This window comes from Viscerimonas tarda (assembly GCF_054601255.1).
Map to the genome: position 1 here is coordinate 173,771 of NZ_BAAHWV010000002.1, position 22,369 is coordinate 196,139.

Below are 22,369 nucleotides of genomic sequence, written 5' to 3' on the forward strand. Positions count from 1 at the left end.
CCTTTAGGATGGCAATTCAGGTGATTTTCTCACCCCAGCTGGCTTGGGAATACATTTCCATGAGAAGATTTACTAACCTGTACAGGGGTTTTATTGCCCCTTTATGGATTAGCTTGGTTGTGTCTGCTTTTATCGGCGGATGGCTGGTTTCGGCAGACAGCAGTTTTGAACTCGGCCTTAAGAATCTGATAATAGAGGCGTTTATCCTTTTTGTCGGGTTTCACATATCGGCCTTTCTCCTAAACGAATACATCGGCAAATTGACGGATGTTGAAAAAGGATTGAAGAATGCGCAGGTATTTGTGGCCTACTCCTCTTCTTTGGTTTATATGGTGGGTATCATTGTTTCGATACTGCCCGACTTTTTCTTTTTATGGTTATTCTCCATCTACACGTTTTACATAGTGTATGCCGGTTCGGAAATCTATTACCGGATTATTCCCGAAAAAAGAATGAATTTTATGGTGATAGCAAGCTTGTTGATAATTGGCGTCCCTATAATTATAAGGACTTGTTTATCAATGATGACTGCATAAACCTGATTTTTTTATAGACAGATAACATGACACAGCAAGCAATAAATATAAAAAATAAACGCGCAACTTTCGATTACGAGCTACTCGATACCTATGTTGCTGGAATTGTACTTACAGGAACCGAAATAAAATCAATTCGCCTCGGAAAAGCAAGCCTTGTGGACACATTCTGCCTGTTTGAAAAGGATGAATTGTGGGTGCGAAACATGAATATTTCGGAATATTTCTACGGTTCGTACAACAATCACGTGGCACGGCGCGACCGCAAACTGCTCCTGCAGCGAAAAGAACTGAAAAAAATTACGCGAATGGTGAAAGAAACCGGATACACCATTGTCCCTACGCGTATTTTCCTGAACGATAAAGGCTTGGCTAAGATAGTTATAGCCATTGCACGGGGCAAGAAGCAATACGATAAACGGCAGACATTGAGGGAGAAAGACGATAAGCGCATGATGGACAGAGCCATGAAGAAGTAAGGAAATACACCAACTTTTGAATGAAAATATGAAAATAGAATCGACAGACAGATTAGTTCAACTAAAAGCCTTTCTTTTGAGAGAAAAGTTCTTGGTTGCAATTGTTTTGCTGATTTTTGCCATTATATATGCGCTTAATATCTATTATCCGCTTATGCGCGATGACTGGGCATATACTTTCGGTTGCGACAATAAAAGGATAGCCGGTTTCCTCGATATTCTGAGATTCCAATACGAAAATTACCTTGCATGGGGTGGCAGAAGCATTGTGCATGTCGTTGTGCAATTGCTGCTGTGGTTTGGCGAAGGATGGAGCGATTGGCTGAACAGCATGGCTTTCGTTGTTTTTGTGCTTGTCATCTATTCCATCACCAACAGAAATACCGGCAAATCTCAACCAGCTATCTTGGCTGTTATTTGCCTGTTGATGTGGTTCTTACAAGGGAATTTCGGGCAGTCGGTTCTTTGGATTACCGGCAGTGGAAATTATTTGTGGGGCTGCCTTATTACGCTTGCTTTTTTGTTTCCACTCTGTTCTTACTACTTCCATCCGGTTGTTAAAACAGGCAGGCTGCGAAGTGGCATTTTTTTTATTGCCGGAATAATTGCCGGATGGACAAACGAAAACCTGTCCGTAGGCTTGGTTTTTTTCATGCTCGTCATGTTCTTTTTATTGAGGCGCGAAAACAAAGAAATACCGCTTTGGATAAAATGGGCTTTTGCAGGTCTCGTAACAGGGAGTGTAATTTTATTGGCTGCGCCGGGCAATTATGTGCGCTACGGATTTGTTGCCGGTGAAACGAATCCGGCGCTTGACATACCTGCTAAGTTGCTGTTTATGCTAAAAATATTCATTCGATATGGCGCATTGCCTTCCGTAATTTATTTAGCAGGCCTGATATTCTTTTCCAAGTTCAAAAAAAGTAGTCCGCAAAACAGACAAGCGTTTCGTTTATCGGCGCTATTTTATGCTACGGCCATTGTGGCATGGATTGTGATGATTGCCTCGCCTACTTTTCCTCAACGCGCAACGTTTGGCATCATAAGCTATATGATTGTTTCCATATCGCTGATTTATGCAAATATTGATTTTTCGGTTGGCATTGTCCGAAAGCTGAATTTTTTGGCGCTGACCTCAGGCATTGCTCTTTTCTGTTTTACATTTGCCAAGGGTTTTCCCGAGCTGGTAATGGTAAACCGCGTTTTTGACGAGAGAGAACAGGAGATACTGAAACAAAAAGAACAGGGCATAAAAAATATTGTACTGCATGGCAGGTTCAAAGCAAAAACCGGTATTTGGTACATGATACCTAAAATAGATGACTATTGCTCCTCCTGTGTGTCGGATGATTGGATATTTAGCGTTTATGCAAATTATTACGATGTGGAATCAATTGTTATAGAAGATTAGTTTAAAATGGATACAATGTTTTCAACTGTAAAAAATAAATTGAATGGAAATATTCCATTTTTGGTGATAATTTTTGTCATGTTCGGATTTATATATGCACTCAACATCTATTATCCATTGCTTGTCGATGATTGGGTTTACTCTTTCAAATTCCTGAATGGCGAGCGGCTTGGCAGTTTCGCCGATGTGTTGGAAGGACAGTATAAGCATTACTTTGAATGGGGTGGCCGAAGCGTTGGGCATACAATAGCACAAACCTTGCTGTGGTTTGGCGAAGGATGGAGCGATGTGCTGAACAGCATAGCTTTTGTTGTTTTTGTGCTCGTCATCTATTCCATTGCCAACAGAAATACTGGCAAATCTCAGCCGGCTGTTCTGGTGTTTATTTGTTTGTTGATATGGTTCATCCAGCGTCATTATTTGGGCGAGTGCCTGCTTTGGGTTACCGGGAGCGGAAACTATTTGTGGGGCAGCCTTATCATACTGCTGTTTTTACGCCCCGTTTGCTCCTATTACCTCAAGCCGGAAGACAAGAAAAACGGCATTGTCAGGAGCATCGTGCTTTTTATTGGCGGGATACTTGCCGGATGGACAAACGAAAATACCTCTGTTAGCTTGGTCTTTTTCATGCTTGTGATGTTCTTTTTGTTGAGGCGCGAAAACAAAAAAATACCGCTTTGGGCAAAATGGGCTTTTGCAGGTCTTGTAATAGGCTGTGCCATTCTGTTAGCTGCCCCGGGCAATTATGTGCGCTACAATAACGTGGGTAGCACATATACACCATTCAGCCTGTATGCCATAACACAATTGGTAACCGAATTTATCAAATCCGGCGTAGTGATTTCGATCATTTATTTGGCGGTATTGGCATTTTGCCTCAAGTTTAGAGACAAGCAGGCGAAAAACCGGCAAGCGCTGCGTTTGTCGCTCTTGTTTTTCTTCACCGCATTGTCGGCTTGGGTGGTGATGATTGCCTCGCCTAAATTTCCCCCGCGAGCCTGGTTTGGAATCACATCCTATATGATTGTCGCCGTATCGTTGCTCTATGCCAATATGGATAGATTTTTGCCGAGCCTGAAAAAGCTAAATTACATAGCGCTTACCCTGGGACTTCTCCCGTTCGGCTTCACTTATACGCTAAGTTTGAAAGAAACAATCCGAATCAGGAAGATTTTCGACCAAAGGGAGCTGTACGTCAAGGAACAAAAGAAGAACGGAATTGAAAATATCATTATTCACGGCAGTTTTGTAAGCGATCCGTCAAAGTTGGTATTTTTACCGAAAATAATTGACTTGGTATCTTCCGACTCAACCGATTGGGTAAATGCGGCCTATGCCAGATACAATAATGTAAAATCAATAAAAATAATGGCGGAGCCGGAAATAAACGAAAATAAAAAATAGATAATGAATACACCTTTTAGCCAACAGCGTCCACTATTATTTCAGAAAACATACCTGAAACTCGGAAAGAAGGTTTCGGATATAAAGAATTTTGCCGCCAAAGACAAACCCAATACAGTTTTGTTTTATGGAGCCATCCTGATAATGTTTGTCGTCATTTATATTCTCAATTTCCTCCAACCCTATTGGTGGGATGAATTTGTGTATTCCTACAAATGGCATAGCCCCGAAAAGATAAAAAACTTTGCCGATATACTCGACTTCCAACATACGCATTACCTGGAGTGGGGTGGGAGGATTGTTGTCCACACTATTCTCCAAACCTTGCTTCTATTGGGCGAGACTTGTGCCGATTTGATAAACAGCTTGATGTATGTTGTATTTATACTCTCCATTTACCGGATTGCAAACATAAAGTCGGCCAAAAAATATAATTTAACGCTACTTGTCGCAGTAAATTTATTGGTATGGTTCCTGCAATTTTCGTTCGGAAGCGCTATTGTTTGGCTTACAGGAAGTTGTAACTATATGTGGATGGCGACATTTGCCTTGCTGTTTGTGTATCCGGCGTGTAAATTTTACCTCATCGGCGAAGTAAAAATGACAGCCATTAAAACCTTCTTTTATTTCTTTGGCGGAATTATTGCCGGCTGGTCGAACGAAACTACCTCTGTGATATGTGTTGTTTTTATTATTATCCTGTTTTTTGTCCTCTACAGGGAGGGAAAAGCTATCCCTTTATGGGCAAAAGTTGGGTTCGCAGGCTTGCTTATTGGTGCGGCTATCATGTTGCTTGCCCCCGGAAATTATGTTCGTTTTACTTTTGAAAATGGAGTGCCGTTTTATTATCGAATACCCCAAAGCATGTATATGTTGTTCTATTATTTCTTTAGATCAGGATTGCCCGTTACAATTGTTGTAGCCCTTTCCTTTGTTGTAAGCAGGTATTTTGCTGAAAGGGAGGCGAAGAGATTCCATGTTCTGGCTTGCCTGTTTGTTGCTTCGGCCATTATCGGGCTTTTGTCGATGATTGCATCACCCATATTTCCGTCAAGGGCCTGGTTCACTATCATTACTTTTGCTATTGTAGCCATCCTCATTTTGTCTGTTCGCCTGGATTTTAAGCAACGATTTATTGCCACATGTACAAAAACAGCTATCCCATTGCTCGTATTGCTTTTGAGCAGCCAATATTTTGGGGCAGCTAAAGATTTGATGCAAATAAGACGCGCTTTTGATATACACGAACAGGAAATATACGAACAGAAAAACAAAGGAAAATCCGATATTATTTTATCGGCAATTCAACTGGACTTGCAAACCGACTTTGTGCATCCGCCCTACGAACTAATGGCGGATTCAACAGCATTGACCAACCGGATTTATGCGACCTATTACGGAGTAAGGACTGCAAGGCTAAAAGACGAATTACCGGAACAGAATAACACAAGAATATCACAAAGACAAATCAGTAAAGCTGAAACTACAAGATGAAAGATCAAGAATTTGAACAACTGTTAAGCAAGCGCATCCTCATCCTCGATGGAGCGATGGGCACCATGATACAACCTTACAAACTGAAAGAAGAAGACTTCAGAGGAGAGCGTTTTAAGGATTCCAAAATTCTTTTGAAAGGAAATAACGATTTGCTTTGCCTGACCCGCCCCGATGTGATTGAGGCGATTCATCGCGAATACCTGAGTGCGGGCGCCGACATAATCGAGACCAATACCTTTAGCGCCAACGCCATCTCGATGGAAGATTACGATATGGCGGGCATTGTGAAAGAAATAAATACCGAAGCAGCGCGTATTGCACGGAAGGCCGCCGATGATTTCACGAAACAAAACCCGGACAAGCCCCGTTTTGTGGCCGGTTCGATAGGGCCAACCAACAAAACGGCTTCGATGAGTCCGAAAGTGGAAGACCCTGTTTTCAGGTCGGTGAATTTCGATGATTTGCACAGGGCTTACAAGGAACAAATAGAAGGATTGATGGATGGCGGCGTTGATTTGCTGCTTGTAGAAACAATTTTCGATACCTTGAATGCCAAAGCGGCTTTGTTTGCCGCCGAGGAGCTGAGAAAGGAACGGAACAGCGCTATTCCGATAATGGTATCGGTTACCTTGTCCGACAAGGGTGGACGGACGTTTTCGGGGCAAACGATAGCTGCTTTTGTGGCATCGGTCAGCCATATCAATTACCTCTCTATCGGCTTAAACTGTTCCTTCGGGGCTGCCGATATGAAACCTTTCCTGAAAGAACTTGGGCGGATTGCTCCGGCTTATATCTCGGCTTATCCCAATGCCGGTTTGCCAAACCAGTTTGGGGAGTACGACGAAACGCCCGAAAAAATGGCGCGCCAAATCAAGGAGTACATCGACGAGGGGCTGGTGAATGTATTGGGCGGATGTTGCGGAACGACCCCCGCGCATATAGCCACTTATGCGGCCTTGGTAGAGAACGCCCGCCCGCATGTTCCGGCGCCCAAACCCAAGTATATGTGGCTGTCGGGACTTGAATTGCTGGAAGCAAGCCCGGATATAAATTTCATAAACATCGGCGAACGCTGCAATGTTGCCGGTTCGCGCAAATTCCTGCGCCTGATAAAGGAAGGCAACCACGAAGAAGCCTTGACCATCGCCCGCAAACAAGTGGAAGACGGCGCTCAGGTTATTGACGTGAATATGGACGAAGGTTTGCTCGACGGGCTGAAAGAAATGACAACTTTCCTCAACCTCATGGCATCCGACCCCGATGTTTCGCGTGTTCCGGTGATGGTCGATTCGTCGAAGTGGGAGGTGCTCGAAGCCGGATTAAAATGCATTCAGGGAAAACCTATTGTGAACTCCATATCCTTAAAAGCCGGGGAAAAAGAATTTCTACGGCAAGCCCGTCTGGTTCGCTCCTATGGCGCGGCGGTTATCGTCATGGCATTCGACGAGGCAGGGCAGGCCGATACCTTTGAACGGCGCATCGAAATATGCGGACGGGCGCACAAATTATTGATAAATGACGGATTCAATCCCCTGGATATTATTTTCGACCCCAATATTTTGGCTATCGCCACCGGAATAGAAGAACACAGGGGCTATGCTGTTGATTTTCTGCATACTGTGGAATGGATTAAAGCCAATCTGCCTCATGCCAAAATAAGCGGAGGGGTCAGCAACCTGTCATTCTCTTTTCGCGGAAACGATTATATCCGCGAGGTGATGCATTCGGTATTTTTGTACCATGCTATAAAAAGAGGGATGGATATGGGTATCGTCAATCCGGGTCAATCGGTTATCTATGAGGATATTCCGGTCGATTTGAGAAACCTGGTGGAGGATGTGATTTTCAACCGCAGAGAAGAAGCAACCGATGAACTGATTGAATACGCCGAAAAAATGAAAGGTGAAAAAACGGGACAGACCGCACAAAAAACCGAAGAATGGCGAACATTCCCCTTGGAAAAACGCTTGGAATACGCCCTGGTGAAAGGCATTGGCGACTACCTTGAGCAAGACCTTGACGAAGCCCTGAAGCGCTATCCAAAAGCGGTGGATATTATCGACCAACCCTTGATGAGTGGAATGAACAAGGTGGGCGAATTATTCGGCTCGGGGAAAATGTTCCTGCCGCAGGTGGTGAAAACAGCCCGCACAATGAAGCGTGCCGTAAATATTCTTCAACCGGTTCTTGAAGCGCAAAAAACATCCGGCGCCAATAAAGCAGGTAAGTTGCTCATTGCTACGGTGAAAGGTGATGTGCACGACATAGGGAAAAATATTGTAGCCATTATCCTGAAGTGCAACAACTACGAGGTCATCGACCTGGGGGTAATGGTTCCGCCTGCCGAAATTATCCGGCGGGTGAAAGACGAAAAGCCCGACATCCTGTGTCTGAGCGGATTAATAACCCCTTCGCTCGAAGAAATGTCGATTGTCGCCAACGAAATGGAAAAGGCCGATTTCCACATTCCGCTGATGATTGGCGGGGCGACCACCTCCAAACTGCATACAGCCATAAAGATAGACCCTGAGTACAACAGCGGCATGGTGGTATATGTAAAAGATGCCTCACAAGTCCCTGCTGCCGTTGCCAAACTGATTAATCCCGCCACCAGACAGGAATACAAGAACACTATAAAAACCGAATACGCCGGTTTACGGGAAACAGGCGGCAAGAAAGTCGAATTTGTGCCATTAGCCGAAGCCATATCAAAAGGTATGAAAATAGAATGGGCTAATTATAAAGCGGTTGCGCCTAAAACACAAGCCCGGACAGTCATCCCGTCTATTCCGGTAGAAGAGGTGGCGCCTTATATTGACTGGAAATTCTTTTTCCACTCATGGGATCTCTCGGCGCGTTATGCCAGCATTCAGTCTGTTGATGAGCGCCCCGCTTGCCGCACTTCGTGGCTGAATTCTTTTCCCGAAGAGGAACGGGAAAAGGCCTCCGAAGCCTTGTCGCTCTACAAAGATGCCAATGCCTTGTTGGATAAGCTGATATATACCAAAGCCGGTTACATTAAGGCTGCGTTCGGAATTTTTGAAGCATACAGCGAGGAGGAAAGTATTTTTATCAAGGGCGTCCGTTTCCCAATGCTTCGCCAGCAGCAGAAAAATGAGAAGGACGAATATTTATCACTTTGCGATTTTGTTGCTCCGAAGAGCAGCGGTAAAAAAGATTATGTCGGCGCATTCACCCTTACGACCAATGCCGCTAATCTGCTGAAAGAGTACGAAGTAACCGGCGATGAATACCAGTTATTGTTGCTGAAATCGGTGCTCGACAGGTTGGCAGAAGCAGCGACCGAATACCTGCACGCCCAAATCAGAAAGATGTATTGGGGATTTGTGCCCGATGAAGATATTTCGGTGCAGGAGATGTTTACGCTAAAATATCAGGGAATACGTCCGGCAGTCGGCTATCCCTCGATACCCGATCAGTCGATTAACTTCTTGTTGAACAACGATTTGCTCCAGACGAACGAAATAGGTGTAACTTTAACCGAAAATGGCGTAATGATACCCAATGCCTCCGTCAGCGGAATCATCCTGGCACATCCGCAATCGAAATACTTTGCAGTAGGCCAAATATCGGAAGAACAAGTCGCATATTACGCCGAACATAAAAATGAAAGCAAAGAAGCCGTTAGGAAGTTTTTGTCAGCAAATTTGATTTAAGTTTGAGTAGGAGATGCAAGTAAATATCGAGGAAATTAAACTTCATTTTCACCTAATTTAAGCAACAAAACGACCTCAGTAGCAGTTAGTTATGCGTGTAGAACAACCTCATTACCTCATTTAAAAATCAAAGAATTAAACATATCAAACGAATAAATTTGTAACAAAAAATATGAAAAAACTCATAACCATTATTTTAACTGTAATTTCTTTGCAGGCATACGCACAAGGCAAATTTGTTATCAACGGCACACTGCCCGATGAAAGTCAAAGCGGAAAGACTGTTTATTTATCAACGGACAATACCTTGATTGACAGTTGTATAATTGCAAAAAATACCTTTCATTTTGAAGGGATTACTTCGCAGTCGCTCGAATTGGCAAGCATCACATTAATAGATAAAAAACATCCTTACCGTCGAGGCGATTTTAATGGATTTATCCTTGAGGCGGGCGAAATAAGCATATCCTCAACCGGCAAAGTTGGAGGTACGCCTCATAATGAAAAATTTCAAGCATTACTGGACAAACAAAAGGCTATTCAAGAGCAATACCGACTAACTCAAACACCCCAGTTGAGGGATGAATTTATAACGGTTACTTACAATTACCTGAAAGAAAATATGTCGAACGGAATCGGCGAATCGTTGCTGGGAAACGCTATACAACTGTTTGAAGCCAAACAGGTAGTCGAACTCATCAAAAGCGCCCGCCCAAGTTTTCAGCAAAAACCCGAAATACAAGCTCTTTTGCAAGAACTGTCAACCTTTCAACCTTCGATAGGCGACAAGTTTGTTGATATGAAACTGAAAAACCTGGAGGGGAAAGATGTTTCCATATCCGACTACATCGGGAAAAACAAGTATATACTCATTGATTTTTGGGCTTCGTGGTGCGGCCCTTGCATCAGAGAAAACCCTACTTTAGTGGAAGCCTACAAAAAATACAAAAGCAAAGGCTTCGAAATTGTCGGCATATCGCTCGATGAGAGCCAGCCCAAATGGCAACAGGCCGTTAAAAATCTGGATATCGCCTGGCCGCAAATGTCGGATTTGGGTGGTTGGAATAGTGTTGCCGCCCGCACCTACAAGGTGAACAGCATCCCCATGTCTTTTTTGCTGAATGGCGAAGGAGTAGTGGTTGGAAAAAACCTCCGCGGAGAGCTGCTATTAACAAAATTGGATGAATTATTAAAATGAGAATATGAAAAAAATTGGATTACTATTGCCTGCAATCGTGCTGATAATGGCATCGTGTGCAGACAAAAATGCGTTTACTCTCACCGGCGATTTGGCAGAAGCCGTACCGAATGGGAAGATTGTCTATCTACAGAAATTGAACGACAACAGGAACGGGCTTGATATACTTGATTCGGCAGTGATAAATGACCGGAAGTTTGTATTTAAGGGCATTGCCGGAGCAACTCCCGACCTGCGCTTTGTCAGCATTCCGGGTTTATCGAATTCGGATCCGCACATCTTCATCGTGGAAGCGGGGAAAATAACCATGTCCATCGACAGCCTTACCACTGTGGCCGGAACGCCGATGAACAACCAGTATCAAGAACTTGAGACGAAGAAAAACGGATTGAACGCCAAAATGAAAGAGTTGAGCGAACATTACCGGAAACTGCTGAACGAGGGCGAAATAGCGCCGGAAGAAAATGCCCGGCTTGAAACGCTTTTCGACGAATACATAAAGGAAATGACCACCATCTATTTTGAATATACGAAAGCAAACATAACAAATCCGGTCGGCGAATTTTTCTTCCGAAACATTGGCAGTAATCTGGAGGATGAGCCGTTGAGGGAATTGTTGGCATTAGCCCGTCCCGAATTTAAGAAAGCCGAGGACATACAGCTGCTTGAGGGAAAATTGCTCACGCTCGAAAATACGGCTATCGGGAAACAATTTGTCGATTTGAAAGCCAAAACACCTGTCGGCGAAGATATTGCCTTGTCCGATTATGCCGGAAAAGGAAACATTGTGCTCATTGATTTCTGGGCATCGTGGTGCGCTCCATGCCGCGCGGAAATGCCAATAGTGGTGGAAGCGTATAAGAAGTATAAAGATAAAGGTTTTGAGATAGTAGGCGTTTCGCTCGATGAAAATGTGGCTGCCTGGGAAAAAGGAATTAAAGAGCTGAATATCACCTGGCCGCAAATGTCGGACCTGAAAGTCTGGGACAGCAGTTTATCGGCTGCATACGGCGTAGATGGAATCCCACACACCGTACTACTGGATAAAGACGGCCAGATTATAGCCAAAAACCTCCGCGGAGAAGAGCTGCTATCGAAACTTGAGGAATTGCTGAAATAATATGGCATACACCCAACATCCAAAGAACGCGAATTACGCCGATTACGCGGATTTTCGCAAATAATTTTATAATTCGCTTTTTTTGTCATTGCGGGTCCCGACCCGCAATCTCCCAAGCGCGAGCCCAACCCCATGCATTGCACAACGCATTGTAGGGGCGTATGGCATACGCCCGATACACGTACCGTAGAAACGAGCAAAACACGGAAGTTTTGCGCCATGCTCGGGGGATTGCGGGTCGAAGCCCGCAATGACAGACAAAAAAAAAAATTATTTGCGGAAATTTGCGTAATTCGCGTTCGTTGTGTGTTGGGCGGGCGAATCCCGCCCCTACTCTCTATGAAATAATGTCGCATTTCCCTGCACTTTGGGCATGACCAGAATATCTTGTATATCCACATGGTCGGGCGCCGATACGGCATAGGCTACGGCGTTGGCAATGTCTTCGGCAACAAGGGGTTGCATTCCTTCATACACTTTATCGGCACGCGCTTGGTCGCCTTTGAAACGTACCAGCGAAAATTCTGTTTCGGCAAATCCGGGCGCTACGAGTGTTACTTTTATGCCGTATTGTAGCATGTCGAGGCGCATGGCTTGCGAAAGCGCTTTCACGGCATGTTTGGTGGCGCAATACACATTTCCATTGGGATAAACTTCCCGTCCTGCGATGGAACCGAGGTTGAGGATGTGCCCCGATTTGCGTTCCACCATGCCGGGCGAAACAACGCGGGTAACATAAAGTAATCCTTTGATATTGGTGTCAATCATCCGTTCCCAATCGTCGATAATTCCCTGATGAATAGGATTTAAGCCGACAGCCAGACCGGCATTGTTAACCAAAATGTCGATATTTTTCCAATCGGCGGGCAACTGGCCCAAATTCTTTTCCACATCCCGGTAGCTGCGAACATCGAAACACAAGGGGAGTACACGCACTTTGTATTCCGTTTCAATCTGCAATTTCAATTCATCGAGGCGTTCCTTGCGGCGTCCGGTGATAATGACGTCGCAACCCTCTTTAGCCAGTCTCCCGGCAATGGCCTTACCGAATCCGGCGGTCGCTCCTGTAATTAGCGCTATTTTATTCATGAGATTGTTTGTTTTTGTAAAGCACAAAGGTAAGGAAAATAAGTTTCAGGTTCAAAGTTTCAGGGGGCATTGTGGGATGTTGTGCAAAAAGTCGATATTCGCACACGGATTACACGGAGAATACGGAATGTTCTTTGTAGTTTCCACAATATTGAAAGTTAGGTATATACAAATAATATTCCGTGTAAATCTGTTTACTCCGTGTAATCCGTGTGCGAATATCGACTTACAAGACAATTCCGTTACCTCACCGGAAAATAAAATCCGCTATCAAACCGGCCGGTGGAGGCGCTGCAATTGTTCTCGGGTTTCCAAAGGGGATAGGCCGACTGTTCGGCAGAGAGGTAGTTGGTCAGCAGCGAAATAAAAACCGATGCATCGTCTTTTATCCACCGCCTGAGTTGCGCTACGTCGTTAATATCGACTCCCTTACTGTTTTCGCTCTCGCGGATGGTGATGCCCTTGTTTACAATCGTCGCCCAATGGAAGGGCAATCCCTGATAAACGGCGAAGAACGACAAAGCGGGCGCAATTTTTACAATCAGCCTGCTGTTTGCCTCGCTGAGGGTGTTGGATGCGATTTGCGATTTCAACTCATCCATCAGCGGCTCGCCCAAAACGGGTACGATATACAATTCCTGTGCGATGGAGATGTAAGGCGTGAATTCGGTCAGGTCGGTATTGCCGGTTACGGGCGAATGTTGCCTGAACAGTTCTTCGTTGATGATTGCTATTGGTGTGTACATATTGGTTCGGGTGTTAAATTATTAAATGCTTGGGGCTGATTGGGATGGGGTATTGCCCGTTCCCTCATACGACTTGATTTCGGCGACAACTTCCAATTCTTTGATAGATAACTTATCGTATCCGTTATTGATGATAAAGGTGTTGAGTACATCGGTAATTCGCCGCCGCATTTTATGTATAACGGTGTAGTTATAGAGGATAAAAGCATTGATTATTTCGCTGGCATTGCCACTCAGGTTACCCGAACCCGAAAGCCCCGCGAGGGTAGGGGACGACAGGCGATGCGCCGAAATAATTTTCTGGAAAATCACATCGTTTACATTGTTGTACAAATCGGCGTTGCCACTCGCCACAAAAGGCGTAACCGTCGGCTTAATTTCCTGACTTTCGCCGTATAAAACAACGATGGAATTGGCCCCGTTGGTACCGGCAAACGTGTCGTTCATGTCGCGGTTGAACCGCGCTTTGGCTTCATCGCCCGGATTGCTCGGGATGGTGATGATGACCGAAGGAGCAAAGCCGTTGTTGATGGAGTTGCGGTAGAACCGGCCAAGCAATCCATCGGCTTCCACATAATTGAGCGCCGAATAATACTGTGGCACAGGATAATAGTCGAGGCTAGGCTCGTAGTCTTTGTAGTAATAAAGGTAAGGAGCGCCTCGCCTGGGTTCTTCTACTCCCCATGCTTTAATGGGTGTGGGAGCATATTGACCGGTGGTTTTGCGCCAATCGTTGGACAGGAAATAGTTGAGGGGCTGGTTGTAATCATTCACTTCCCCCACGCGGATTTTGCTGAAGTCGGTATGATACAGGCTCAGGCTTTTCCCGTTTTCGTTGACTATAACCTGAAAGCAGAAGCCGCCAAAAGTGGTGTAGTCGCGGGCGATTTTTTCGATTAATGTATCCCAGTCTTCGCCGGTGTTGGGCTGACCGTAATATCCGGCTTCGTCGGCGCCCGAACCGCAGATATAGGTTACTTTACTGTCGATAATTGACTTGTTGACAGCCGATTCGTTGTTGAGGTCGATAATATGCTGGGGCAGATTATTATCGCGTCCGTAACTGATCCATCCCCGGGACGTTTTTGTGAAAGAGGGGTAAGTTGGCGCCTGCGCCGACAGATTGATGATTGAGTAAGCCGGTTTACGCAAATCGCCGGTAATTTTGCTGTTGTTCTTCATTCTTCAAATTTTTAAACGGATTTTATCTTTAGGGATAGATAAAATTGTTTAGAAAGAGGTCTATCAAGTTGATAGCGGTACGCGGAAACAACGAATTATATTTATTTTGCAATTCGGCAAGCGGAGGGATTCGAGACCCCGATGAACACCAAAAATAACAAAGCAGAGAGATTCCCCCCTGCTTTGCTGATTATACATCAATGGCTATTTTATTGAGTATCTATTTCCAATTGTGAGCCGGATTCCACTTCAAAAGCGCTGTCAATAATAACTTCGCCTGCCACGTCAAGCGTGAGTTTGGCTCCATCTTCCACCGTTACGTCTTGTACATTGATGTCGCCACAGGAATTAACGGTAGTATTGGTCGTTACGGTTTGGCTGGAAAAATAGACAGGAGTAGTAGCAGTAGCACAAGCCGCTTGAACGGCGGCATAAGTGTCTAAACATCCTGTTCCAATTAATCCCGGATATAAATTCGCATTATTAATTGGCGCTGCTGTATTCTTGATTATTGTTTCTATCTCTGAAGGGGTTATAAGTAAATATTCACAAAATAACTTCTTGTACATAGATTTTTTCTTCACGACTGTTATACATGACGAAAACGTAAATTCCCGCAGGTAACCCAACGAGGTTTAGTGTATTTTCCGCTCCATCACTCAGCCGCTTTTTCCGGCAAGAAATTCCCTGCTCATTAAACACCTCCATAATAGCGTTTAGAGAAGAGGTTCTAATTGTTGCTATCCGTTCATTTTTGTTTATCAGCAACTGTACTTCGGCCTTTTTTGTTTCACCAATGGAAGAAGACAACGAATAATCGCATGGCTTATTAAATTTTTTCCAGTAATCGCTGATATAGTTTACTTCGCCGTTGCTATAACAGCGCAAGTTGTAGTCGTCAATCGACGGATGGGGCGGGAGAACGGTCAAAATAAACATCTGTTCGTTTCCTGTTTTTTCATTGTATATATAAGCGCTGGGATAATTATATCCCTCTTGCGTCAAATAAGATTCGTCCGGCACAAGCAATGTCTCGAAACGCTTATATGAATTTCCTTCAATAAGAAGTTCTGAAACTTGTTCGACACGGTATTTTACCGGCAATACAATCTCTTTACTGAAATCTGAAGGATCATAAGATTTCGCATAAAAAGTATATGTTTCGCCCTGCAATGCATTAAAATCATAAATAAGATACGGCGTTCCTTCAAACAGAAAATAGACCTTGTTGCTTTCCTGATACAGAATTTCATTTGACGCTCCACTTATTATTTGATACACTTTGCTGTTCTCGTCCGAAACAGAATCTTTTATACACTCACAATGTTGAAAAGAAAACTCCATCCTTTCAAGCGAATAATACCAACTTGCCCCTACGGGTGCAAATTTACTTTGTTGAGCAAAAGAAATAGCTATATTGCTTAACAGAACCGCCAATAAGAATAACCTTGAAATTTTCATAATTGTTTACCTCCTATTCTGTTAAAATCATCCGTTTGGTAGCTACCTCCTGTCCGTCAACAATCAGGGTATAAATATACATACCGGCTCAAAATTCGATGTATATGATTGAATTTGGGCGTAAAAATTATTGGCATTTATACTTCCATTAAAATAGCCGCTACCAACTATTATCTTCCCTAGAGTATTCATTCGGAATCCATGTTGGTAATTATCGTCCCAAATAAAAAATGCCAGATTGCTATTATCAGCACGGATACTAAAATTATTAGGGTAGGAAGCAGCTGTAAACATCAATTTAGGTTCCATATACTTGTCGTAATATTACCGCTTGGTGTTGCTACAGACAACCTGTTATTTACCACTTTCACCTGTGCATTTATGCTAATAGATGTTAGCAATACTGCCAGAACTAAAAAACTTCTTGTTGCTTTCATGATAATTTTGATTTTGACGGTTATTTTTTGCAGTAATCTTTGTGTGCCATAAAGATATACATTCTCTTCAAATAAGCAAGAAAATATTCTTTATTTATATATTATTAATATTTCATAGCCATTAGCAGGGCAAACGCATGAAAAAAATTACTGCTTATGCTTTTCGGTAAAGTTGCTGATTGAGCAGGAGATTTGACTACGTCGATTTTCAATTCTCGTTACGCTCGAAATGACAGTCTCCTTTTTAGGAGAGGAGAGGAAGAAGCGGCGGCGAAGCCCCTCCAAACCTCCCCGTAGGGGAGGCTTTTGAAATCCCCCCTACGGGGGGTGGGGGGGCTTGGGGAGGAATCTCATCCGTAATAGTGGTTCTAAAATTTTTCAAGGTTTTCCCTGTATGCCATTAGCTCTTTCTATCACAAAAAAAGCAACCTGAATTCAGACTGCTTTTTAAGTAAAAGTCCCCCCCCCACGGGGGACCTAAGGGGCTATCAGCTCCTCATACAAATCTTTCAGCCGCTCCCTTAGATGCAGCACGGCGTAGCGTTTACGCGATATAAGGGTATTGACCGTTATGCCGGTCGCTTCCGCTATTTCTTTGAACGAGAATCCTTCCAGCTCGGTTAATTCAAACACATTACGCTGTTCGGCAGGGAGTTCCGACAGAGCTGTCTCCAGTTCGTCCCACACCAGCGAGCGCATATATTCCATTTCGGGCGAATTGTCGTTATCGAACAGCAAATCGGTTACTTCTGCCAAAAACCGGCCGTCTTCATCCTCGTTTGCTATCACAGGCATTGCTTCCTCCTTGCGCTTCCGGCTGTTGTCAACAATCAGATTATGCGCAACCGAGTACAGCCACGACGACATTTGTTCGATGGGATTCTCTATCAAATCAATTTTTGCCAGCCGGTAGAACACATTTTGCAGAATGTCCTCGCCGTCCTCCTTCGATATAACATGCTTGGCTATGTAGCCCTTCAGCTGCCCCCTGTATTTTTTGAAAATATCCGAAACATTCTGCTCTGCCAACAAATTCTCTGTCATAAATGAAATGTTAAAAAGCCCCCCTACCCCCCGTAGGGGGATTAGGAAGTCCCCCCACGGGGGATTCAGGGGGCTGTTGTTTGTTCTTGTTCGCCAAAAAATGGGTGATGTTTACGCATGTGGTTGCGGATAAATTCACGCTTTTCGCTGTGCGACATGCCTTCCATCTGAGCTTTCAGTTCGTGCATCTGATGGTGGTTGCCATGATGATGCCAAAAATGTCCCATCTTGCCGAAGTGTCCGAATCCGCCGAACAACAGACGGAGCAAAACCAGCAATCCTGCCGATTGCCAATAAGTAATGGCCGACCAGCCGACAATAGACGGAATCAAGGCGTTCCAAAGCAACATTACAACGGCTACTGCTGCGGCTAACACAGCCAGAAAAGCCAATACTTTCAATAAAATTTTAATAGCTCTCATATTCCTGTTTTTTTAATGTTATTTTTTACTTTATATGGCTGCCATCATCAGCGAACCCGTAATCACCTCAATGGCATCTACCGGACAAGCTTTCTGGCATTTTCCGCATCCTACACAGCGGTCGCCATGCTCTATGGTAGCATAACTGCAATTCTCCTTATACGTCATGCCGAATACGTTGCGGCGGCATGTGTCAACGCAAGTTTCGCAACCGATGCATCTGCGGCTAAGTATCTGTAAAGATACGACTTCCTTTTTTTTCCAGTTAAACATTTTGTTATTATAATTTAGTTCGACACATTTAATTTACTTCGAGATATATCTTCTACTCTTTAAGACGAATGAGCGAGAATAATATTTTAGAGGAGTGGGAATTATTTTCGTTCTCTCAAAATTTATTTTCCAATTTATATCCAAAATCCATCTAAATTGATTAATTTCGCTGCTTATTGAATAAACTATTAACAGATAGCAATATGCACAATTGGTTTGAATGTAAAGTCAGCTACGACAAAACGCTGGAAAACGGCATGATAAAGAAAGTAACAGAACCATACCTGGTGGACGCCCTCTCTTTTACCGAGGCCGAAGCACGGACAATAGAAGAAATTAAGCCCTACATAAGCGGCGAATTTACGATAGCCGACATCAAGCGGGCGAAACTGTCGGAACTGTTTTTTAACGAAAACGGCGACAGGTACTTTAAAGCAAAAGTGCATTTTATTACCCTCGACGAAAAAAGCGGAACAGAAAAGAAAACCGCCGTACAAATGCTGGCGCAGGCAACTACCCTGAAAGAAGCCCTGGAAGTGGTAGAAAAAGGCATGGAAGGCACGCTGGCCGATTACTCCATTGCCAGCCTGACCGAAACGGCGCTGGTGGATGTGTTCCCCTATTCTGCCGAAGAAAAGAACAAAACAGCAGGTCTTGACTAATGAGCATTGCTTCGAACCTGAACGAAATTACTGCCTCCTTGCCCTCCGGCGTAAAACTGGTGGCTGTATCCAAGTTTCATCCGGCAGAATCGCTACTTGAGGCATACGATGCCGGGCAGCGTATTTTCGGCGAAAGCAGGATGCAGGAACTGAACGGCAAGCAAAAAGAATTGCCCGCCGACATCGAATGGCATTTTATCGGTCATCTGCAAAGCAATAAAATAAAGACCATTATTCCCTATATCCACACCATCCACAGCATCGACAGCTGGAAACTGTTGGCGGAAACAGACAAGCTGGCATCGGCAGCCAACCGGAAAATTAATTGCCTGCTCGAAATATTCATTGCCCAGGAAGACACCAAATACGGATTGTCCTTCGATGAGTGCAGGGAATTGCTCAGGGAAAACAATTGGCAAGCCCTTCAATCGGTACAAATCACCGGCGTGATGGGAATAGCGACCTATACCACCAACACCGGACAGATACGAACCGAATTCCGTTCGCTGAAAAACTTTTTTGACGAACTGAAAGCCAACTATTTCAACGAAAACGATTCCTTCGCCGAAATATCCATGGGCATGTCGCACGATTACCCCATAGCCATCGAAGAAGGCGCAACGATGATAAGAATCGGAACTTCTATTTTTGGCGAGAGGGGCTGATCACATCGTTAGAGCTATCTCATCAATCGAAGAACTAGCACACGGATTACACAGAATAAACAGAAATTCACAGATGTAATTTAATATATATTCTGTGTTTATCTGTTTATTCCGTGTAATCTGTGTGCGAATATCCACTTATGATACCCGCCTCCATTATTCCTGTTATTCACATTGGCACATTTTTTTCATGCGCCCTGGTATTTTTCGTTTTAAGTTTTTAGTTTTTCACTTTTTTTCTTACCTTTGCACTTCTTAATAAAGAGACAGGTTATTTCTTTCAAGTCTTTGAATACTAAAATTTTAAAACTTAAATATAATTTAAAATCGTTGACAAATTATGATGACAATTGACCAATTCAACTTTACAGGCAAGAAAGCTTTTGTACGGGTTGATTTCAATGTGCCGCTGGATGACAAATTTAACATTACCGACGACACACGCATCCGTGCAGCTTTGCCTACGCTGAAAAAAATCCTCGCAGACGGAGGTAGCCTGATCATCGGTTCGCACCTTGGCCGTCCGAAAGGCGTTACCGGCAAGTATTCGTTGAAACATATCCTTGGACATGTGTCGAAACTGTTGGGAATAGACCTACAATTCGCTTCGGATTGCATTAGCGAAGAAGCTGCCCTGAAAGCTGCCGCCCTTCAGCCCGGAGAAGCCTTGCTGCTCGAAAACCTGCGCTTTTATGCCGAAGAAGAAGGCAAACCCCGCTTGGCCGACGACGCCACAGACGAACAAAAAGCCGAAGCGAAAAAAGCCGTGAAAGCCAGCCAGAAAGAATTTACAAAAACCCTGGCTTCGTACGCCGATGTGTATGTGAACGACGCCTTTGGTACTGCACACCGCGCCCACGCTTCAACAGCGCTCATTGCCGATTACTTCGATGTCGATCACAAAACTTTCGGCTACCTGATGCAAAAAGAAATTGCTGCCGTAGAAAAAATAATGGAAGAACCGGCACGCCCTTTCACCGCTATTATCGGCGGAGCGAAAGTGTCGTCCAAAATAGACATTATCGAAAATCTGTTGTCGAAAGTGGACAACCTGATTATCGGTGGCGGTATGGCATTCACCTTTATCAAGGCCGAAGGCGGTAAAATCGGAAGCTCGCTTTGCGAAGACGACAAACTGGACGTGGCCAAAGATATTCTGGCCAAAGCCAAAGCCAAAAACGTGAAAATCATTATTGCCAGCGACGCCAAAATTGCCGACTCGTTCAGCAACGACGCCAAGTCGAACTACGTGCAGGCCAACGAAATACCTGATGGATGGTTAGGTTTGGACATAGGCCCCGAAGGTGAAAAAGAATTTGAAGCAGTTCTGAAAGCATCGAAAACCATTCTCTGGAACGGCCCCGTAGGTGTGTTTGAATTCCCCAACTTCGCACAAGGCTCCAAAGCCATTGCTCTGGCCGTTGTAGAAGCCACAAAACACGGCGCATTCTCGCTCGTGGGCGGTGGAGACTCGGTAGCCTGCGTCAACCAGTTAGGCCTGGCAAACGATGTATCCTACGTGTCAACCGGCGGCGGCGCCCTCCTCGAATTCATCGAAGGAAAAGTCCTCCCCGGCATCAAAGCCATCAGAGGATACTAATAAGGGAATCCCGTATATATATAATGTAGGGGCGAAGATGATTCGCCCCTATTTTTTTTGCGCGGCGTTCCGACTGTGCCTGTCCGCCCTATATCCATCCATCTGTCATTGCGGGCCCGATCCCGCAATGACAACGACAATAGCGACATAACAAAATCTCAAAAACCACTCCCTCCCCTCTCCAAGATGGAGAGGGGCCGGGGGTGAGGATGATTGCGCACAGGGCTGAGCTGTGAATTCCTACCAACAATTACACATTCCTACCTTTTTCAATTGGATTTTCACCTTTTTTTCACAAAATCACTTGTTATATAATAAAAACAGCGTATATTTGACGACTGTTTTATTTAGGCTGGCGGATTTTTACTCAAAGCAGGCAATTTTTTTGTAACTTGGTGCAGGTTTATAACCGGATTTAATGGCTGATTTTACTGACAATTATGTAATTTTTAACACCAGATTTTCTGCTGATTATTTGGCAGTTACAGCTATTTTATTAGAGAGAGAGAGAGAGAGAGAGACGCTCGCCCCTCTCGCGTAAGATAATAAATTTTTTCTTTTCACGCAAACACCCCAACTTATTTTCCGAAAATATCAGCCCCTCCCTACCTCCCCGGGGGGAGGCTTTTGTGCGCCGTTGCCTGTTATTTATTAACAAATGTGGCGGCAGCGCGTATCCGAACACCGGGGGAACGCTAATTTCGCGGATTACGGGGATTTTCGCAAATAAATTCTTCCGTTCAACTGTCATTGCGGGCTCCGACCCGCAATCTCCTTATGCAATATTCGGGCAGACACACAGGTCTGCCCCTACACCCAATTGTGTAGAGACAGCGGGGGAAGCGACAAAAAATCATCATATAACAAAATCAGTCCCGCAGGGACGACACTTTATTAACCGTATGCTTCAGCTTACGGGTGAACAATTAACAAAATCCCAAAAAGCCCTCCCTCCCCTCTCCCTGTGGAGAGGGGCCGGGGGAGAGGTGAATTGCGCCGGTGCGTGTATCGGGCGTATTCGATACGCCCCTACAATGCGTCGTGCAATGACAGCCGGAATGTTGAATCATATAAATCATACTAAAATCACAGTTCAGACTAATTAAAACTTGCTTGACATGAAGAAACTTTTTCTATTACTGGCAGTTGTTGCCTGCCTGACGGCTGAGGCGCAGGAATTCCTCGCACAGCCGCCCGAGAATGCCTTGCCCTCCGAGGTGGCGGCGCAGAACATTACGGAGTTGACCTCCCAACCCGAGTTGCGGGCGAAGCCTACCTGGGAGGAGGGCGACGGCTGGTCGCAGAAGATGCCTGTGGGTGATGCCAGCCCCCTGTTGCTGCTCTCCATGGTGGCTATCTGGCTATTATTTAAGAAAATAACAAACAAAACTAACAGGAAAAGCTTATGAAAACTTTGCAACATATCAAGAAAATCGTTTTTTTGGCGGCTTTGCTGTTGTGCGCTG

The 22,369-nt window shown here is 44.5% G+C and carries 20 protein-coding genes; 12 read left to right on the top strand and 8 right to left on the bottom strand.

All coding sequences use genetic code 11. The features are described 5' to 3' along the window. The first annotated feature begins 8 nt into the window (after window positions 1-8). From ACYPWY_RS01500 to ACYPWY_RS01535, 8 genes are all read left to right on the top strand, one after another. Entirely contained in the window at window positions 9-536 is a 528-nt protein-coding gene (locus ACYPWY_RS01500; protein ID WP_459683618.1) for a YIP1 family protein, read from the top strand. Window positions 537-562: 26 nt separating this feature from the next. Beyond that, window positions 563-1,015 (top strand): SsrA-binding protein, encoded by a 453-nt coding sequence (gene smpB, locus ACYPWY_RS01505; protein ID WP_459683580.1) that lies wholly within the window; start codon window positions 563-565, stop codon window positions 1,013-1,015. Between the two features lie 28 nt (window positions 1,016-1,043). Beyond that, window positions 1,044-2,426: a DUF3329 domain-containing protein gene (locus tag ACYPWY_RS01510; RefSeq protein ID WP_459683582.1), complete on the top strand. Its 1,383-nt coding sequence runs from the start codon at window positions 1,044-1,046 to the stop codon at window positions 2,424-2,426. A gap of 15 nt (window positions 2,427-2,441) precedes the next feature. Continuing rightward, window positions 2,442-3,830 (top strand): DUF3329 domain-containing protein, encoded by a 1,389-nt coding sequence (locus tag ACYPWY_RS01515; protein WP_459683583.1) that lies wholly within the window; start codon window positions 2,442-2,444, stop codon window positions 3,828-3,830. A gap of 3 nt (window positions 3,831-3,833) precedes the next feature. Beyond that, window positions 3,834-5,324 carry a DUF3329 domain-containing protein gene (locus ACYPWY_RS01520; RefSeq protein WP_459683585.1) on the top strand — a complete coding sequence of 497 codons (1,491 nt, stop codon included), beginning with the start codon at window positions 3,834-3,836 and terminating at the stop codon, window positions 5,322-5,324. Beyond that, window positions 5,321-9,004 carry a methionine synthase gene (gene metH / locus ACYPWY_RS01525; protein ID WP_459683586.1) on the top strand — a complete coding sequence of 1,228 codons (3,684 nt, stop codon included), beginning with the start codon at window positions 5,321-5,323 and terminating at the stop codon, window positions 9,002-9,004. Before ACYPWY_RS01520 ends, metH begins: the two co-directional genes overlap by 4 nt. Before the next feature lie 172 nt (window positions 9,005-9,176). Further along, window positions 9,177-10,202 (top strand): redoxin domain-containing protein, encoded by a 1,026-nt coding sequence (locus ACYPWY_RS01530; RefSeq protein WP_459683588.1) that lies wholly within the window; start codon window positions 9,177-9,179, stop codon window positions 10,200-10,202. Between the two features lie 4 nt (window positions 10,203-10,206). Then, on the top strand, window positions 10,207-11,322 hold the full coding sequence (locus tag ACYPWY_RS01535) for a redoxin domain-containing protein (RefSeq protein ID WP_459683590.1): 1,116 nt from the start codon (window positions 10,207-10,209) through the stop codon (window positions 11,320-11,322). Between the two features lie 330 nt (window positions 11,323-11,652). Here the strand turns inward: ACYPWY_RS01535 and ACYPWY_RS01540 are convergent, their stop codons facing one another. The 8 genes from ACYPWY_RS01540 to ACYPWY_RS01575 form a co-directional block, all read right to left on the bottom strand. Continuing rightward, window positions 11,653-12,411, bottom strand: coding sequence for an SDR family oxidoreductase (locus ACYPWY_RS01540; protein WP_459683592.1), 759 nt, complete (start codon window positions 12,409-12,411; stop codon window positions 11,653-11,655). Between the two features lie 242 nt (window positions 12,412-12,653). After that, a complete protein-coding gene (locus ACYPWY_RS01545) occupies window positions 12,654-13,157 on the bottom strand; it encodes a DUF6712 family protein (RefSeq protein WP_459683594.1) in 504 nt (167 codons plus the stop codon). A gap of 21 nt (window positions 13,158-13,178) precedes the next feature. Beyond that, window positions 13,179-14,339, bottom strand: coding sequence for a phage portal protein (locus ACYPWY_RS01550; protein ID WP_459683595.1), 1,161 nt, complete (start codon window positions 14,337-14,339; stop codon window positions 13,179-13,181). A 209-nt stretch (window positions 14,340-14,548) separates the two neighbouring features. After that, window positions 14,549-14,908, bottom strand: a complete 360-nt coding sequence (locus ACYPWY_RS01555) for a hypothetical protein (RefSeq protein ID WP_459683597.1) — start codon at window positions 14,906-14,908, stop codon at window positions 14,549-14,551. Then, window positions 14,886-15,800 carry a hypothetical protein gene (locus ACYPWY_RS01560; RefSeq protein ID WP_459683599.1) on the bottom strand — a complete coding sequence of 305 codons (915 nt, stop codon included), beginning with the start codon at window positions 15,798-15,800 and terminating at the stop codon, window positions 14,886-14,888. Before ACYPWY_RS01560 ends, ACYPWY_RS01555 begins: the two co-directional genes overlap by 23 nt. Before the next feature lie 914 nt (window positions 15,801-16,714). Next, window positions 16,715-17,281: an RNA polymerase sigma factor gene (locus tag ACYPWY_RS01565; protein WP_459683600.1), complete on the bottom strand. Its 567-nt coding sequence runs from the start codon at window positions 17,279-17,281 to the stop codon at window positions 16,715-16,717. Between the two features lie 65 nt (window positions 17,282-17,346). Next, on the bottom strand, window positions 17,347-17,703 hold the full coding sequence (locus ACYPWY_RS01570; protein ID WP_459683601.1) for a hypothetical protein: 357 nt from the start codon (window positions 17,701-17,703) through the stop codon (window positions 17,347-17,349). Window positions 17,704-17,733: 30 nt separating this feature from the next. Further along, window positions 17,734-17,976 (bottom strand): 4Fe-4S dicluster domain-containing protein, encoded by a 243-nt coding sequence (locus ACYPWY_RS01575; protein WP_459683602.1) that lies wholly within the window; start codon window positions 17,974-17,976, stop codon window positions 17,734-17,736. 203 nt (window positions 17,977-18,179) lie between these two features. Here ACYPWY_RS01575 and ACYPWY_RS01580 point away from each other — a divergent pair, with 203 nt between their 5' ends. The 4 genes from ACYPWY_RS01580 to ACYPWY_RS01595 all read left to right on the top strand — a co-directional run bounded on the left by ACYPWY_RS01580 (window position 18,180) and on the right by ACYPWY_RS01595 (window position 22,312). Further along, window positions 18,180-18,638, top strand: a complete 459-nt coding sequence (locus ACYPWY_RS01580; protein WP_459683604.1) for a DUF4494 domain-containing protein — start codon at window positions 18,180-18,182, stop codon at window positions 18,636-18,638. Next, window positions 18,638-19,303, top strand: a complete 666-nt coding sequence (locus ACYPWY_RS01585; RefSeq protein ID WP_459683606.1) for a YggS family pyridoxal phosphate-dependent enzyme — start codon at window positions 18,638-18,640, stop codon at window positions 19,301-19,303. The genes ACYPWY_RS01580 and ACYPWY_RS01585 overlap by 1 nt, the downstream gene beginning before the upstream one ends. 340 nt (window positions 19,304-19,643) lie before the next feature. Beyond that, entirely contained in the window at window positions 19,644-20,903 is a 1,260-nt protein-coding gene (locus ACYPWY_RS01590; RefSeq protein WP_459683607.1) for a phosphoglycerate kinase, read from the top strand. 1,118 nt (window positions 20,904-22,021) lie between these two features. Then, window positions 22,022-22,312 carry a hypothetical protein gene (locus tag ACYPWY_RS01595; protein ID WP_459683609.1) on the top strand — a complete coding sequence of 97 codons (291 nt, stop codon included), beginning with the start codon at window positions 22,022-22,024 and terminating at the stop codon, window positions 22,310-22,312. Window positions 22,313-22,369: the final 57 nt, after the last annotated feature.

Excerpts from the sequence above, each read along its gene's own strand:
- ACYPWY_RS01550 (WP_459683595.1), bottom strand. The coding sequence starts at position 14,339 with ATGAAGAACAACAGCAAAATTACCGGCGATTTGCGTAAACCGGCTTAC.
- ACYPWY_RS01540 (WP_459683592.1), bottom strand. The coding sequence starts at position 12,411 with ATGAATAAAATAGCGCTAATTACAGGAGCGACCGCCGGATTCGGTAAG.
- ACYPWY_RS01570 (WP_459683601.1), bottom strand. The coding sequence starts at position 17,703 with ATGAGAGCTATTAAAATTTTATTGAAAGTATTGGCTTTTCTGGCTGTG.
- ACYPWY_RS01555 (WP_459683597.1), bottom strand. The coding sequence starts at position 14,908 with ATGTACAAGAAGTTATTTTGTGAATATTTACTTATAACCCCTTCAGAG.
- ACYPWY_RS01585 (WP_459683606.1), top strand. The coding sequence starts at position 18,638 with ATGAGCATTGCTTCGAACCTGAACGAAATTACTGCCTCCTTGCCCTCC.
- ACYPWY_RS01530 (WP_459683588.1), top strand. The coding sequence starts at position 9,177 with ATGAAAAAACTCATAACCATTATTTTAACTGTAATTTCTTTGCAGGCA.
- ACYPWY_RS01545 (WP_459683594.1), bottom strand. The coding sequence starts at position 13,157 with ATGTACACACCAATAGCAATCATCAACGAAGAACTGTTCAGGCAACAT.
- ACYPWY_RS01560 (WP_459683599.1), bottom strand. The coding sequence starts at position 15,800 with ATGAAAATTTCAAGGTTATTCTTATTGGCGGTTCTGTTAAGCAATATA.
- metH (WP_459683586.1), top strand. The coding sequence starts at position 5,321 with ATGAAAGATCAAGAATTTGAACAACTGTTAAGCAAGCGCATCCTCATC.
- ACYPWY_RS01510 (WP_459683582.1), top strand. The coding sequence starts at position 1,044 with ATGAAAATAGAATCGACAGACAGATTAGTTCAACTAAAAGCCTTTCTT.
- ACYPWY_RS01535 (WP_459683590.1), top strand. The coding sequence starts at position 10,207 with ATGAAAAAAATTGGATTACTATTGCCTGCAATCGTGCTGATAATGGCA.
- ACYPWY_RS01515 (WP_459683583.1), top strand. The coding sequence starts at position 2,442 with ATGTTTTCAACTGTAAAAAATAAATTGAATGGAAATATTCCATTTTTG.
- ACYPWY_RS01500 (WP_459683618.1), top strand. The coding sequence starts at position 9 with ATGGCAATTCAGGTGATTTTCTCACCCCAGCTGGCTTGGGAATACATT.
- ACYPWY_RS01590 (WP_459683607.1), top strand. The coding sequence starts at position 19,644 with ATGATGACAATTGACCAATTCAACTTTACAGGCAAGAAAGCTTTTGTA.
- ACYPWY_RS01580 (WP_459683604.1), top strand. The coding sequence starts at position 18,180 with ATGCACAATTGGTTTGAATGTAAAGTCAGCTACGACAAAACGCTGGAA.
- ACYPWY_RS01595 (WP_459683609.1), top strand. The coding sequence starts at position 22,022 with ATGAAGAAACTTTTTCTATTACTGGCAGTTGTTGCCTGCCTGACGGCT.
- ACYPWY_RS01575 (WP_459683602.1), bottom strand. The coding sequence starts at position 17,976 with ATGTTTAACTGGAAAAAAAAGGAAGTCGTATCTTTACAGATACTTAGC.
- ACYPWY_RS01520 (WP_459683585.1), top strand. The coding sequence starts at position 3,834 with ATGAATACACCTTTTAGCCAACAGCGTCCACTATTATTTCAGAAAACA.
- ACYPWY_RS01565 (WP_459683600.1), bottom strand. The coding sequence starts at position 17,281 with ATGACAGAGAATTTGTTGGCAGAGCAGAATGTTTCGGATATTTTCAAA.
- smpB (WP_459683580.1), top strand. The coding sequence starts at position 563 with ATGACACAGCAAGCAATAAATATAAAAAATAAACGCGCAACTTTCGAT.